The sequence below is a fragment of the Rhodococcus pseudokoreensis genome, assembly GCF_017068395.1.
Taxonomy (GTDB): domain Bacteria; phylum Actinomycetota; class Actinomycetes; order Mycobacteriales; family Mycobacteriaceae; genus Rhodococcus_F; species Rhodococcus_F pseudokoreensis.
This window is the reverse complement of the sequence record NZ_CP070619.1, coordinates 4,633,545-4,647,870: the sequence shown is the minus strand read 5'-3', so window position 1 is coordinate 4,647,870 and position 14,326 is coordinate 4,633,545. Positions and strand designations below refer to the sequence as shown.

General features: G+C 68.7%; 10 protein-coding genes. 6 read left to right on the top strand and 4 right to left on the bottom strand.

The genetic code is table 11. The features are described 5' to 3' along the window. The first annotated feature begins 20 nt into the window (after nt 1-20). Complete coding sequence (locus JWS13_RS26370) at nt 21-815, top strand: LLM class F420-dependent oxidoreductase (RefSeq protein ID WP_206008291.1); 795 nt, start codon at nt 21-23, stop codon at nt 813-815. A 68-nt stretch (nt 816-883) separates the two neighbouring features. Here the strand turns inward: JWS13_RS26370 and JWS13_RS26365 are convergent, their stop codons facing one another. Next, nucleotides 884-2,098, bottom strand: coding sequence for an acetyl-CoA C-acetyltransferase (locus JWS13_RS26365; RefSeq protein WP_206008290.1), 1,215 nt, complete (start codon nt 2,096-2,098; stop codon nt 884-886). Between the two features lie 255 nt (nt 2,099-2,353). Here JWS13_RS26365 and JWS13_RS26360 point away from each other — a divergent pair, with 255 nt between their 5' ends. The 4 genes from JWS13_RS26360 (at nt 2,354) to JWS13_RS26345 (ending at nt 8,435) form a co-directional block, all read left to right on the top strand. Then, complete coding sequence (locus JWS13_RS26360; RefSeq protein ID WP_206008289.1) at nt 2,354-3,820, top strand: class I adenylate-forming enzyme family protein; 1,467 nt, start codon at nt 2,354-2,356, stop codon at nt 3,818-3,820. Between the two features lie 66 nt (nt 3,821-3,886). Next, nucleotides 3,887-5,695: a DUF3556 domain-containing protein gene (locus JWS13_RS26355; RefSeq protein WP_206008288.1), complete on the top strand. Its 1,809-nt coding sequence runs from the start codon at nt 3,887-3,889 to the stop codon at nt 5,693-5,695. Continuing rightward, the gene (locus tag JWS13_RS26350) at nt 5,692-7,125 is read left to right on the top strand and encodes a phytoene desaturase family protein (protein WP_206008287.1); all 1,434 of its coding nucleotides are present in this window, start codon (nt 5,692-5,694) and stop codon (nt 7,123-7,125) included. The genes JWS13_RS26355 and JWS13_RS26350 overlap by 4 nt, the downstream gene beginning before the upstream one ends. Beyond that, the gene (locus JWS13_RS26345) at nt 7,122-8,435 is read left to right on the top strand and encodes a PucR family transcriptional regulator (RefSeq protein WP_420855021.1); all 1,314 of its coding nucleotides are present in this window, start codon (nt 7,122-7,124) and stop codon (nt 8,433-8,435) included. The genes JWS13_RS26350 and JWS13_RS26345 overlap by 4 nt, the downstream gene beginning before the upstream one ends. Nucleotides 8,436-8,505: 70 nt before the next feature. Here the strand turns inward: JWS13_RS26345 and JWS13_RS26340 are convergent, their stop codons facing one another. The 3 genes from JWS13_RS26340 to JWS13_RS26330 are packed head-to-tail and all read right to left on the bottom strand — an operon-like array spanning nt 8,506 to nt 12,376. Then, nucleotides 8,506-10,197, bottom strand: a complete 1,692-nt coding sequence (locus JWS13_RS26340) for an acyl-CoA dehydrogenase family protein (protein ID WP_206008286.1) — start codon at nt 10,195-10,197, stop codon at nt 8,506-8,508. Between the two features lie 18 nt (nt 10,198-10,215). Beyond that, entirely contained in the window at nt 10,216-11,721 is a 1,506-nt protein-coding gene (locus JWS13_RS26335) for a class I adenylate-forming enzyme family protein (protein ID WP_206008285.1), read from the bottom strand. Between the two features lie 19 nt (nt 11,722-11,740). After that, nucleotides 11,741-12,376 (bottom strand): TetR/AcrR family transcriptional regulator C-terminal domain-containing protein, encoded by a 636-nt coding sequence (locus JWS13_RS26330; protein ID WP_206008284.1) that lies wholly within the window; start codon nt 12,374-12,376, stop codon nt 11,741-11,743. Nucleotides 12,377-12,511: 135 nt separating this feature from the next. Here JWS13_RS26330 and JWS13_RS26325 point away from each other — a divergent pair, with 135 nt between their 5' ends. Beyond that, complete coding sequence (locus tag JWS13_RS26325) at nt 12,512-14,323, top strand: ABC transporter substrate-binding protein/permease (RefSeq protein WP_206008283.1); 1,812 nt, start codon at nt 12,512-12,514, stop codon at nt 14,321-14,323. Nucleotides 14,324-14,326 lie beyond the last annotated feature (3 nt).

The window sequence follows — 14,326 nt, the reverse complement described above, 5'->3', positions numbered from 1 at the left end:
GTCTACTCCGAGGAGCCAGAATGACTCGTCCAGTTCGCATCGGCGTCCAACTTCAGCCGCAACACGCGCCCGACTACGGGATGATCCGCGACGCGGTGCTGCGGGCCGAGGACGCCGGCGTCGACATCGTCTTCAACTGGGATCACTTCTACCCGCTGTACGGCGACCCCGCCGGCGCCCACTTCGAATGCTGGACGATGCTCGGGGCGTTCGCCGAACAGACGGAACGGGTCGAGATCGGCGCACTCGTCACATGCGCCGGCTATCGCAACCCGGACCTCCTCGCGGACATGGCCCGCACCGTCGACCACATCAGCGGCGGACGCCTGATCCTGGGCATCGGCGCCGGCTGGTTCGAGCGCGACTACGACGAGTACGGCTACGAATTCGGAACCGCCGGGTCGCGCATCAACCTGCTCGGCGAGTACCTCCCGCGGATCACCGCCCGCTTCGAGAAGCTGGAACCCGCACCCACCCGGCACATTCCGATCCTCATCGGCGGCGGCGGCGAGAAGAAGACGTTGCCGCTGGTCGGCAAATACGGCGACATCTGGCACAGCTTCAGCGACATGGACACCTACCGACGTAAGTCGGGGATCCTCGCCGACCACGCGCGCAGCGCCGGACGCAGCCCCGACAGCATCCAGCACTCGACGTCGTGGCCGGGCGGCGACGACGCGGCGGCCCAGGTCGACGCCGGCGTCACTCTCTTCACGGTGGGTGTGGGCGGTCCCGACTACGACCTCACCACGCTGAAGGAGGCCATAGCCTGGCGCGACGAGAACACCCCGCCGCCGCTGTCGGGCCTGGCCTAGGCGCTTCGCGCTCGTGCGCGGTTAGCGAGTCCAGAGACTCCTCAACCACGCACGGGCGGCGGAGCCGCCTACAGCCGCTCGAGGACCATCGCCATGCCCTGACCGCCTCCGACGCACATGGTTTCGAGGCCGAACTGCTTGTCGTGGGTGGTGAGGTTGTTGAGCAGGGTGGCGGTGATGCGGGCACCGGTCATGCCGAACGGGTGACCGAGGGCGATCGCGCCGCCGGAGACGTTCAGCTTGTCCTCGTCGATGTTCAGCTCCCGCGCCGACCCGATCACCTGCACCGCGAACGCCTCGTTGATCTCGACGAGGTCGATGTCGGAGATGCCCAGCCCCGCGATCGCGAGGGCACGCTTGGACGCCTCGATCGGGCCGAGGCCCATGATCTCCGGCGACAGACCGGACACCCCGGTGGACACGATCCGGGCGAGCGGAGTCAGCCCGAGTTCCTTGGCCTTGGTGTCGGACATGATGACCAGGGCGGCGGCGCCGTCGTTGAGCGGGCACGCGTTGCCAGCGGTCACGGTGCCGTCCGGGCGGAACACCGGCTTGAGCTGGGACACGGCCTCGTAGGTGGTGCCCGCACGGGGACCGTCGTCGGTGCTGACGACAGTGCCGTCGGGGAGGGTGACCGGGGTGATCTCGCGTGCGAAGAAGCCGCTCTTGATGGCCTCCTCGGCGCGGTTCTGCGAGCGCACCGCCCAGCGGTCCTGCTCCTCGCGGGTGATGCCGGTGACCTGGGCGACGTTCTCGGCGGTCTGGCCCATCGCGATGTAGGTGTCGGGGACCAGGCCCTCCTCGCGGGGGTCGACCCACCGCTGACCGCCCTGGGCGAGCTTCTCGGTACGGGTCTGCGCGTCCGCGTAGAGCGGGTTCTGGGTGTCGGGCAGCGAATCGGAGTTGCCCTTCACGAACCGGGAGACCGTCTCGACGCCGGCGGAGATGAACACGTCACCCTCCCCGGCCTTGATCGCGTGCAGCGCCATGCGGGTGGTCTGTAGCGACGAAGAACAGTATCGGGTGATGGTGGTGCCGGGGATGAAGTCGTACCCGAGCTGGACGGCGACGTTGCGGCCCATGTTGAATCCCTGCTCACCGCCGGGCAGACCGCAGCCGAGGATGAGGTCGTTGACGTCGGTCGGGTCGAGCGCGGGCACCTTGTCGAGGGCCGCCTGCACCATCTGCGCGGCGAGGTCGTCCGGGCGCATGCCGACCAGCGACCCCTTCATGGCGCGACCGATCGGGGAACGGGCAATGGAAACGATGACGGCCTCGGGCATGGGTAACTCCTACCGATTGACGTGGTGGACGGCAGTCGGTGCGGACCTGCAGCCCCTCAGTTCTAAGCATCTGCTTATTTTCTAAGCATTTGCATATATTGACCACGGCTGCGGCGCGGTGTCAACCCCCGGACGGCTGCGGTTGTGCTCAACCGACAACGCGGCGTCCGAACTCGAGCCCCCGAGACCGTTTCTCACACTCGAAACCGCCGATAGTGTCGTGGATCACACCACAACGAAAGGGCGGACGAAATCGTGTCGCACATCGGCTATTTCGCTTGGGACCTCGCCGCGCAGCGCGCAGATGCGCCGTGCCTGCGCGACGACCGCCTCGACCTGACCTACCGGCAGTTCGCGCAGCGGGTCGACGCGTTCGCCGCGCAGTTGTCCGGGCACGGTGTCGGTCGCGGTGACGTTCTCGCGATCATGCTGCCCAACCGCGCCGAACTGCTCGTCGCCCTCATGGCGGCCTGGCGGATCGGGGCGGCCGCGACCCCGGTCAATCCCACCTTCACCGCGACGGAGGCCGAGTATCAGATCGCGGACGCCGCCGCAGTACTCGTCGTCAGCGAGGGACCGGACGCGCCCACCGGCGGCCGGCAGGCGATCGCCGTCGACGACATGGCGACCACCCCCGACCCGAAGTGGGCGCCGGGCCCGACCGCCGGCGCAGACGACGTCGCCCTGCTGATCTACACGTCCGGTTCGACCGGGCGCCCCAAGGGCGTGATGCTCACCCACGAGAACCTGCAGTTCATGAGTTCGTCGATGGTGCAGCACTTCTCGCTCACCACCGACGACCACTGCCTGCTGATCCTGCCGCTGTTCCACGTCAACGCGATCTGCGTCAGCTTCCTTGCTCCGATGCTGGCCGGCGGTCAGCTGAGCGTCACCGGACGCTTCTCCCCGGCCCGGTTCTTCGACGACGTCGCCCGCCTGCGCCCGACGTACTTCTCCGCGGTCCCGACCATCTACGCGCTGCTGGTTTCCCAGGACGCCGCCACCGACCTCTCGTCGCTGCGGTTCGCGGTGTGCGGGGCCGCGCCGATCTCGAAGGAACTCCTCGACCGCGCCGAGCAGCGTTTCGGGCTCGTCATCGTCGAGGGCTACGGGCTGACCGAGGGGACGTGCGCGTCGGCGTGCAATCCGCCGGGCGGTGTCCGCAAGCTGGGCACGGTCGGCCCCGCGCTGGCGGGTCAGACCATCGCGATCGTCGACGAGTCCGGCGCGCCGGCACCGGTGGGGACCGTCGGCGAGGTGGTGATCCGGGGTGCGAACGTGATGCGCGGCTACCTCGGACGGCCCGAGGAAACCGAACGCACCGTCGTCGACGGCTGGCTGCACACCGGCGACGTCGGACGCCTCGACGAGGACGGCTATCTCACCCTCGTCGACCGCATCAAGGACATGATCATCCGCGGCGGGGAGAACATCTATCCCAAGGAGATCGAGAACGCCCTCGCCACCCACGACGACGTCCTCGAGGCGGCCGTGATCGGCGCCCCGCACGAGGTGTACGGCGAGGTCCCGGTCGCCTACGTCGTCGCCTACCCCGACAGCCCGGTCACCGACGATCAGCTCGACGAGCATCTGCGCGACCGACTGACGAAGGTCAAACTGCCCGTGGCCATTCACATCGTCGAGGCGCTGCCCCGGAACCCCGTCGGCAAGATCGACAAGCCCGGTCTGCGCAGCCGTCACCGGCCCGCCGCCGTCAACTGATCCAGCACCACTCCGGACCTCGGGCGCCACCCGAGGCGATGACCCCTACCCGCAAGGAGCCTCCCCATGGGATTCAAGACCGGGAACTTCCCCGAAGTCGACCCCGCCACCTTCCTCGACCTCCCGTTCCGCGACCGCCTGCGCGCCATGTCGACGCATTGGGCCGACTACGGCTTCGGGACCCCGAAGATGGTGCACACCATCTACATTCTGAAGCTGCTCGTCCTCTACCTCGGCGCCGGACTGTCGATCGCGACGTTCACCTCCGGGTACAACGTCCTCGACGTCGGCGCGTGGTGGAACGCACCGATCGTGTACCAGAAACTGATCCTGTGGACCCTGCTGATCGAGACGATCGGCCTGGGCGGTTCCTGGGGTCCGCTCGCAGGCCACTTCAAACCGATGATGGGTGGCGCCCTGTTCTGGCTCCGCCCCGGCACCATCCGGCTCCCACCGTGGCCGGGGAAGGTGCCGCTCACCGCCGGGGACACCCGCACTGTGTTCGACGTCCTGATCTACGTCGCAATTCTGATCAACATCGTGCTCGCGCTCGGGTTCGGCGGCGTGCCCACACCGTCCATCGACGCGGTGCTGCCCGGCAACCACGGCCTGGTGAACCCCACGCTTCTGTTGCCGCTGATCGCACTGCTGATCGTGATCGGGCTGCGGGACAAGGTCATCTTCATCGCCGCCCGCGGTGAGCAGTATTTCCCGGCCGTCGTCTTCTTCGGCGTCCTGCCTTTCGTGGACATGATCATCGCGCTCAAGCTGCTCATCGTGTCGGTGTGGGTCGGCGCCGGTGTCTCCAAACTCGGCCACCACTTCTCGATGGTGGTGCCGCCGATGCTGTCCAACACGCCGTGGATGCCGTTCAAGAAGATCAAGCGCGCCCACTACCGCAGCTTCCCGGAGGACCTGCGACCGTCGATCGTCGCCGGGGGTGTCGCCCACGTGCTCGGCACGGTCGTGGAGGTGGTGACACCGCTGGTGCTGCTGTTCTCCACCAACCGCACGCTGACGCTGCTCGCGGTCGCGTTGATGGTGGCGTTCCACCTGTTCATCCTGTCCACGTTCCCGCTCGCGGTGCCGCTCGAATGGAATCTGCTGTTCGCCTACGCGTCGATCTTCCTGTTCGTCGGGTTCCCTGCCTGGGACGGGTACGGCGTCGCCGACATGTCCTCGGTGTGGCTGACCGCGGCGATCGTCGCCGCCCTGGTGTTCTTCCCGATCCTCGGCAACCTGCGCCCCGACCTCGTCTCGTTCCTGCCGTCGATGCGCCAGTACGCCGGCAACTGGGCGTCGGCCACCTGGGCGTTCGCGCCGGGCGCCGAGGAGAAGCTCGACCGATTCGTGAAGCGGCCCAGCCAGAACACCCGCACCCAGTTGCTCGCCACCTACCCGCCGGACGTCGCGGACGTGGTGATGCACCAACTGCTCGGCTGGCGGTCGATGCACAGCCAGGGCCGCGCCCTGTTCTCGCTGATGATGAACCACCTCGGCGACGACATCGACACGTACTCGCTGCGGGAGGCCGAGTTCAGCTGTAACTCGCTGGTGGCGTTCAACTTCGGTGACGGCCACCTGCACAACGAGTTCCTGATCGCCGCTCTGCAGCGGCGCTGCAACTTCGCTCCCGGCGAATTCGTGATCGCCTGGATCGAATCGCAGCCCATCCACAAGGGCATCCAGGAGTACAAGGTGATCGACGCCGCCCTCGGGGTCATCGAGCGGGGCACCTACAAGGTGTCCGATGCCATCGCCGAGCAGCCGTGGCTGCCGAACGGGCCCATTCCGTTCGACGTGCGGTGGAGACTGGAGGGAGACGTCCAGAAGGAGAGCGAGTTGCCGAAGTCGAACGTGGCGGTGCGGCCGTGACGACGGCGGTCGTGGTCGGTAGCGGGCCCAACGGGCTCGCCGCCGCGGTCCACCTCGCCCGGCACGGCGTCGACGTCCAGGTCCTCGAGGCCGCCGACACCATCGGCGGCGGCACCCGCTCCGGCGAACTCACCGTCCCCGGACTGCTGCACGACGAGTGCTCCGCGTTCCACCCGATGGGCGCCGGGTCGCCGTACCTGCGGACCCTCGACCTCGAACGATTCGGGCTGACCTGGAAGTGGCCGGACATCGACTGCGCGCACCCCCTCGACACCGGTGATGCCGGGCTGCTGCACCGCTCCGTCGAGGACACCGCCGCCGGCCTGGGCGACGACGGAACCCGCTGGCAGCGAATGTTCGGCGGCCTCGCCGACGGCTTCGACGACCTCGCCGCCGACCTCATGCGCCCGATCGCGAACATCCCCCGGCACCCGATCAAACTCGCGAGTTTCGGCCCCCGCGCCCTGCTCCCGGCCACCGTCACGGCCCGCTGGTGGCGCACCGAGAAGGCCCGCGCACTGTTCGGCGGCGTCGCCGCGCACGCGTACTACCGCCTCGACCGGCCCGCGACGTCCGCCGTCGGGTTGATGATCGTCGCCGCCGGGCACCGCTACGGCTGGCCGGTCGCCGAGGGCGGGTCGCAGTCGATCACCGCCGCGCTCGCCGCGATGCTCACCGACCGGGGCGGCAAGATCACCACCGGCACCCGGGTCCGCAGCCCGCGGGACATTCCGCCGGCCGACGTCGTGCTTCTCGACCTCGCGCCGTCCGCCGCCGCCGACATCCTCGGCGACCGGTTGCCGCCGCGGGTCGCCAAGGCCTACCGCCGGTACCGGCACGGACCGGCTGCGTTCAAGGTCGACTTCGCCGTCGACGGCGGCGTGCCGTGGGCCGACCCCGCCTGCGGTCGCGCCGGAACCGTGCACCTGGGTGGCACCTTCGCGGAGATCGCCGACGCCGAACGCGCCGTCGCGACGGGCCGGATGCCGCAGCGGCCGTTCGTCCTCGTCGGACAGCAGTACGTCGCCGACCCCGGACGGTCCAACGGGAGCCTGCACCCGCTGTACGCGTATGCCCATGTCCCGCACGGGTACACCGGGGACGCGACCGAGGCTGTGGTCGCGCAGATCGAACGGTTCGCCCCCGGGTTCCGGGACCGCGTCGTCGCCACCGTCAGCAGTGGTCCCGTGCAACTGGCCGCGTCCAACGCGAACTACGTCGGCGGCGACATCATCGGCGGCGCCAACACCGAAACCCAGGTGGTCCTGCGTCCCCGGATCGCCCTCGACCCGTACAGCACCGGGATTCCGGGCACCTACCTCTGCTCGGCATCCGCGCCGCCCGGCGCCGGCGCGCACGGCATGTGCGGGTACAACGCCGCCCAGTCCGCGTTGCGCTACCTGCGCCGCGCCGGAGGGGACGTGCTGTGAGCAGTCCCGCCCCCGGCGACCGCCGCGCCGGCGCCCGCCGCCGGATGGCGCGGGTGCCGGCGATGGCGGAGACCGAGGTCCTCGACATCGTGGCCGGCATCGCACGGAAACTCGATGTGCGGCAGGCGGAGATCACCCGCGCGATGAGTGCGCTGCTCGCGCACGAGATCGACCAACTCGACGAGGACCCGCAACTCGTCGAACTGCTCGAGGCCAGTGTCCACGGCAACGTCTCGACGATCGTCCACGTCCTGGCCAACGACATTCCCGTCGACCATCTCCAGCCCACCACCGCCGCCGTGGAGTACGCGCTGCGGCTGGCGCAACGCGACGTGTCGTCGAATTCGCTGGTGCGCGCGTATCACATGGGCCAGGACGATCTGATGAAGATCTGCTACGACGAGGTCAGCGCCCTCGACCTGCCCGGACCGCTGACCCTCGCTGTGCTCAAACATATTTCGGAGGTCGTGTACAGCTACATCGACTGGATCACGCTGTACGTGTTCGACGCCTACGAGCAGGAACGCCGGCGGTGGCTGGGCGCCCGCGGCAATGTGCACTCGTCGACCATCCACACCCTCCTCACCGGGACCGGCTCCGACGGGTCCGCGTTCGAGGCCGAGACGCAGTACCGGCTCGACCAGACGCACGTCGCGATGATCCTCTGGTCCACCGGCGCCGACACCGAGGCGAGCCTCAACGCACTCGACCACTATGTGCGCGACCTGGCCCGCCACCTCGTCACCGACTCGGCGCCCATCGTCACCGCCATCGACCGCCGAACACTTTGGGCCTGGCTGCCTTTCGGTCGACGCAAACCCGTCCTCGACACCACCGAACTCGCCGCCGCCCTGCCGTCGAAGCCAGGCATCCGGAGCGCGATCGGCCTGCCCGCGCCCGGGGTCGCCGGATTCCGGCGGTCGCACGAACAGGCGCGGGCCGCCTACTCCGTCGCCACCGTGCCCCACACCCAGGTCCGGCCGATCGTCGGTTTCGGCGACCGCGGCGTCGCCGTCGTGTCCCTCCTCGCCGAGAACCTGGACTCCACCCGGGCATGGGTGTGGGAGGTCCTCGGCCCGCTCGCCGAGAACACCGACCAGGCCGCGACCCTGAGGGCCACGCTGAGCACCTACTTCGCGACCGGCGAGAGCCACCTCCACACCGCTCAGCAGATGAACCTGCACCGCAACACCGTCAAATACCGCATCACCAAGGCACTCGGCGACCCGGCCACCGGCACACACAGCAAACTGGATCTCGCACTCGCCCTGCAGGTGTGCGAGTTCCTGGGCCCGACGGTCCTGCGGTAGGCGGCTTCGCCGCCTGTGCGTGGGAAAGGAGTCTCTGGACTCGTTAACCACGCACGGGCGGCGGAGCCGCCTACGCGCGATGCAGGATCGCCTGCAGGTCGGCGGCCGGGGAGAGGGTGCCGTATTCGTGGCTGCGGTCGGGGCCGAGGCGGGCGTCGACGAAACAGTCCGCGACCGCGGCGGGCGAGAACCGGGTGAGCAGCGACGCCTGCAGCGCGAGGGCCATCGATTCGACGACGGTCCGGGCGCGGCGCTGGGCGTCGGCGGGGTCGAGTCCGGCGAGGTCGCCGAGCTGAGTGCGAACTCGGTCGAGGTGCGCGTCCAGCACGGTGTTGGCGCCGCGGGCCAGGTTCACCTCGGCGTCGAACGCGGCGACGCTGTCGGGTTCGCGGGTCATCGCGCGCAGGACGTCGAGGGCGATGACGTTCCCCGACCCCTCCCAGACGGCCATGACGGGCTGTTCGCGGTAGCGGCGGGCGAGCGGGAAGTCTTCGGTGTATCCGTTGCCGCCCAGGCATTCCAGCGCCTCGTAGGCGTGGTGCGGGCCGCGTTTGCAGATCCAGTACTTCGCGACGGCGGTCGCGAGCCGGCGGAAGCTGCGTTCCTGCTCACCGGCGTCGTCGTCGTGAGCGCGGGCGAGTCGCAGCGCGGTGACGGTGGCCGCCTCGGACTCGATCGCGAGGTCGGCGAGCACCGACGTCATGGCGGGCTGATCGGCCAGGACGGTACCGAACGCGGCACGGTGCCGGGCGTGCCACACGGCCTCGGCGACGGACTGCCGCATCCCCGACGCGCTGCCGAGCACGCAGTCGAGCCGGGTGCGCGCGACCATCTCGATGATGGTGCGGACCCCGCGACCGGGTTCACCGACCATGACGCCGACGGTACCGTCGAGTTCGATCTCGGACGACGCGTTGGACTTGTTGCCGAGCTTGTTCTTCAGCCGCTGGATGCGGAAGACGTTGCGGGTGCCGTCCGGGAGAATGCGCGGCAGCAGGAAGCACGAGAGTCCCTCGCCGCCCGCACCTTCCGCCTGCGCGAGCACGAGGAACGCGTCGGACATCGGCGCGGAGCAGAACCACTTGTGGCCGGTGAGCAGGTAGTCGGCGCCGGGACCGCCGCGACCCGCGGGTTTCGCGACGGTAGTGTTGGCGCGGACGTCGGAGCCGCCCTGCTTCTCCGTCATCGACATGCCGAAGATCGCGGACGCCTTGCCCGGTGCGTCGAGTTCCGGGGTGTAGCTGCGGGACAGGGCACGCGGCTTCCAGATCGCGGCGACGTCGGGTTGCAGTTCGAGGGAGGGGATGACGGCGTTGGTCATCGAGATCGGGCACGAGTGGCCCGGCTCGATCTGCGCGAACAGCATGAATGCGGCTGCGCGAGCGACGTTTGCGCCGGGTTTCGGATCGGCCCACGCGGACGTGTGCGCGCCGTGTGCGACGGCCGCGGAGATGATCCGGTGGTAGGACGGGTGGTACTCGACCTCGTCGATCCGGTTGCCCCAGCGGTCGAACGTCTTCAGTTCGGGGATGATCGAGTTGGCGAGTTCGGCGTCGTGCTGGAACGTGGCGCTGCCGACGAGCTCCCCGATATCGGTGAGTTCCGCAGTGGCCCAGTCGGCGTCGTGGCGGCGCACGGCCTCGGACAGCACCGTGTCGAGCGTGAACTCGTTGACGTCGGTGCGGGGCACCGACTGGTTGAGCACGGTGTGTGTCCGGTGGGGTGCGGGATGGGTGACGTTCGTGTCGGAGAAGGTAGTCATGGCACTGTCTTTCGTGAGTCAGCTCGCGGTGCGGATCAGGTGCTTCTGGATCTTGCCGGTGGGGGTGCGGGGCAGCACGGTGGCGAACACGTAGTCGCGGGGAATCTTGTAGCGCGCCAGCTTGTCCGACAGATAGTCGCGGAGGTCGTCGGCTCCCACGACGTCCGGTTCCCGCCACACGACGTGCGCGACGACGGTCTCGCCCCACTCGGGGTGCGGGCGTCCCACGACGGCGACGTCGACGACGTCGGGGTGGCCGGAGATCGCGTCCTCCACTTCCTTGGAATAGACGTTCTCACCGCCGGTGATGATCATGTCTTTCGCGCGGTCGACGATGAAGAGGTAGCCGTCGTCGTCCGTGCGGGCGAGATCGCCCGTGCGGTACCAGCCGCCGTCGGCGAAGGCGGCCGCGGTGGCGTCGGGGTCGTCGAGGTAGCCCAGCATCACGGTGTCGGTGCGCACCCAGATCTCGCCGATCCCCCCGGCGGGCACGTCGGCGCCGCCGGGTCCGGCCAGGCGCATGTCGACGCCGGCGAGCGCGACCCGGCCGATGGAGCCGGCCTTGGTCAGTTGCTCTTCCGGGTACAGCACGGCCCCGACGGGACCGGTCTCCGTCATCCCGTACACCTGGTAGAAGCGGGTGGTCCGGTACGACTCGACGAGCCTGCGGGCCACGTCCGCGCCGATCGGCCCGCCGCCGTACAGCCAGGCCCGGACACTGGACAGGTCGTAGGCGGCGAAGTCGGGGACCGCGTTCAGTGCCGTGGTGTAGATGACCGGCGGCCCGAAGCACAGCGTGATGCGTTGCTGCTGAACCGCTTCCAGAAATTGGACGGGGTGATACTCGCGCACGAGCACCACGGTGCCGCCCATGTACAGCGCGGCCATCAGCCAGTTGTTCAGCGGGGACGCGTGCCAGATCGGGACGGCCATCAGCAGCCGCTCGTCGCGGGTGATGGACAGCCCGAGCGCCGCCGTGGTTGCGACGCGCACGACGTTGCGGTGGCTGTGCACGCAGCCCTTGGGCGCGCCGGTGGTGCCGGACGTGTAGAGGATCTCGGCCGGGTCGTTCTCGTCGACGTCGATGCCGTCGATCGGATCGAGGTCGGCGATCGCGTCGTCGAAGAACGGGTATCCGTCCACCGCGGTGTCGGTGGACAGCAGCACCACCGACGTCTGCAACCGCTCGATCACGGGCGCGAGTTCGCCGTCGAAGACGCACACCTGCACGTGCGCGTGCCGCAGGACGTAGTCGACCTCGGGCGCCTGCATCTTGTGGTTGACCGGCACCACCACCGCGCCGATGCGCCAGGCGCCGAGCATGGCGTAGACGAAGCCGGGGGTGTTGAAACACATGAGGGCGACGCGGTCACCGCGCCCGACTCCCAGTTTCCGCAGGAGTGCCGCGGCGTGGCGGCTGCCGTCCTGCACGGAACCATACGTATGGTTTCGGCCCTGGAAGTGGAGAAACGCCTTGTCGGGCGTCTTGCGGACGTTGCTGTCGAATACGCGAACAATGTTCATCGCGCTCCTTGAAGAGGGGTCAGTCGATGGAGGTGTTGAGGACGGTCTCGGGGATCTGCAGGTTCGCGAAGATGACGGCGACGGCCTCCTCGAGCGAATAGCCGAAGCTCTCGCCGGTGGCGGACTTCTGGATCACCAGCCCGAAGATCGCCGACCAGAACGCCTTGGCCTCCACGTCGATGCCTGCGCGCAGTTGCCACCCGGTGCGCATCAGGGTGCGGATGAGTGCGTCCTCGCCCGAGGAGTGCAGAGTGCGGAGAGTGTCGGTGATGAGGTCGCGGAGTTCGCCGCGGCGGCCCGTCATCAGCATCGCTTCCACGAACAGTTCGACGCTGGGTGCGCCCGGTCCGAGCAGGGAGCCGACGAGTTTCTCCGTGTAGTCGCCGACGGTCTCCGCGGTGGCGGCGTCGTCCTCGGCCCGCTTGCCTGCGCGCAGCACGGCAGCGCAGGCCACCTCGACGAAGAGCCGTTCCTTGGACCCGTAGTAATACGTCACCTGGTTGGGGTGGGCCCCGGCGGCGGCGCAGATCTGGGTGATCGCGACGCCGTCGCCGTGTTCGAGGAAGAGTTCGGTGGCGGCGGTGAACAGGGCGTCGCGGGTCTGCCGACCGGACTCCCGGGTTCCGCGCGCTGCTCGGCCCGTCTGCGACACCATGGCTGCCCCTCCAATTGTTTGTACGACAAACAATAACTTCTCTTTGTTTGTATGACAAACAAGAGGAGTGACGGGCGTCGCCCGAGGCGTCCTCCGACCCCGGAAGACCCGCCTGCCAGGGTTACGCTGCTCACCATGTTTTCTTCCGTCGGAGCGAAGATCCGTGTGGTGGTGGCGCTACTGCTCACCGCCCTGCTGGCGTTGACCCTGTCGTCGTGTTCGAGGGGCGGCGACAACTCGGGGTCGGCGCCGCAGGATCTGTGTTCCCCGCCGGGAGTCGGCGCGGCCACCGCCGCCCCGACCAACCTCGCCGCCTCGGGCGCCGCGGCCGAGGACCGCTACACGACGCCGTCGACCACCCCGCTCGACCAGATCGACACGTCGAAACTGAACCTCATCACCCCCGGGGTGCTCACCGTCGGCACTCTGTCCGACGCGCCGCCGAGCATCTGCGTGAACTCGGACAACCAGTTCACCGGCTACGACAACGAACTGCTGCGAGCCGTCGCCGACAAGCTGGGCCTGCGCGTCGACTTCGTCGGCACCGAATTCGCCGGGCTTCTCGCCCAAGTGGCCGGGCGCCGCTTCGACGTCGGGTCCTCGTCCATCACCACGACGGACGAACGCCGCAACACCGTCGGCTTCACCAACGGCTACGACTTCGGCTACTTCTCGCTCGTCGTTCCCAACGGCGGACCGATCCAGAGCTTCGACGACCTGAACGCGTCGACCCGCATCGGCGTCGTCCAGGGCACCGTCCAGGACGACTACGTCGTCAACACGCTGAAGCTGAACCCGGTGAAGTTCCCCGACTACGCCACCGCGTACGCCAACCTCAAGACCGGGCAGATCGACGCGTGGGTGGCGCCGTCGCAGCAGGCCGAGGGCGCCATCGCGCCGGGCGATCCCACGTCGATCGTCGAGAACACCTTCAGCGTCAACAACTATGTGGGCTGGGCCGTCAACAAGGAGAACCAGCCGCTCGTCGACGCACTGAACTCCGGGCTCGACGCCGTCATCGCCGACGGCACCTGGGCCCAGCTGTACTCCGACTGGGTGCCCCGCGAACTGCCCGAGGGCTGGAAGCCGGGCAGCAAGGCGGCGCCGGCGCCCGACCTCCCGGACTTCGCCGCGCTCGCCGCCCAGAACGCGAACAACACGACCGAAACCCCCGTCGCCGAACCCAAGTCGACACTCCAGCAACTGAAGGACACGTTCTTCGACTGGGACCTCTACACCCGGGCCTTCCCCGACCTGCTGAAGACCGGTCTGCCGAACACACTGATCCTGGCGTTGGCGTCCGGCATCGTCGGCACCGTCCTCGGCATGCTGCTCGCGATGGCCGGCATCTCCCGCACCCGCTGGCTGCGCTGGCCCGCCCGCGTCTACACGGACGTGTTCCGCGGCCTGCCCGCCGTCGTCATCATCCTCATCGTCGGACTCGGCGCCGGACCCGTCGTCAAGGGACTCACCGGCAACAACCCGTACTGGCTCGGCGCCGCCGCGCTGTCGCTGCTGGCGTCCGCGTACATCGGTGAGATCTTCCGGTCCGGCATCCAGAGCGTCGAACCCGGGCAGCTCGAGGCGTCCCGGGCGCTCGGCTTCAGCTACCGGAAGTCGATGACGCTCGTCGTCGTCCCGCAGGGTGTGCGGCGGGTGCTGCCCGCGCTGATGAACCAGTTCATCTCCCTGATCAAGGACTCGTCGCTGATCTACTTCCTCGGCCTCCTCGTCAGCCAGCGGGAACTGTTCGCCGTCGGCCGCGACCTCAACGCGCAGACCGGCAACCTGTCACCGCTCGTCGCCGCCGGCCTGTTCTACCTGGCGCTCACCATCCCGCTGACGCACCTCGTCAACTACATCGACAACCGTCTGCGCACCGGCCGCGCCGACACGTCCGGCACGCTCGACCCGGTGGAACAGTCCATCGTCGTGGAAAGGGGATAGGGC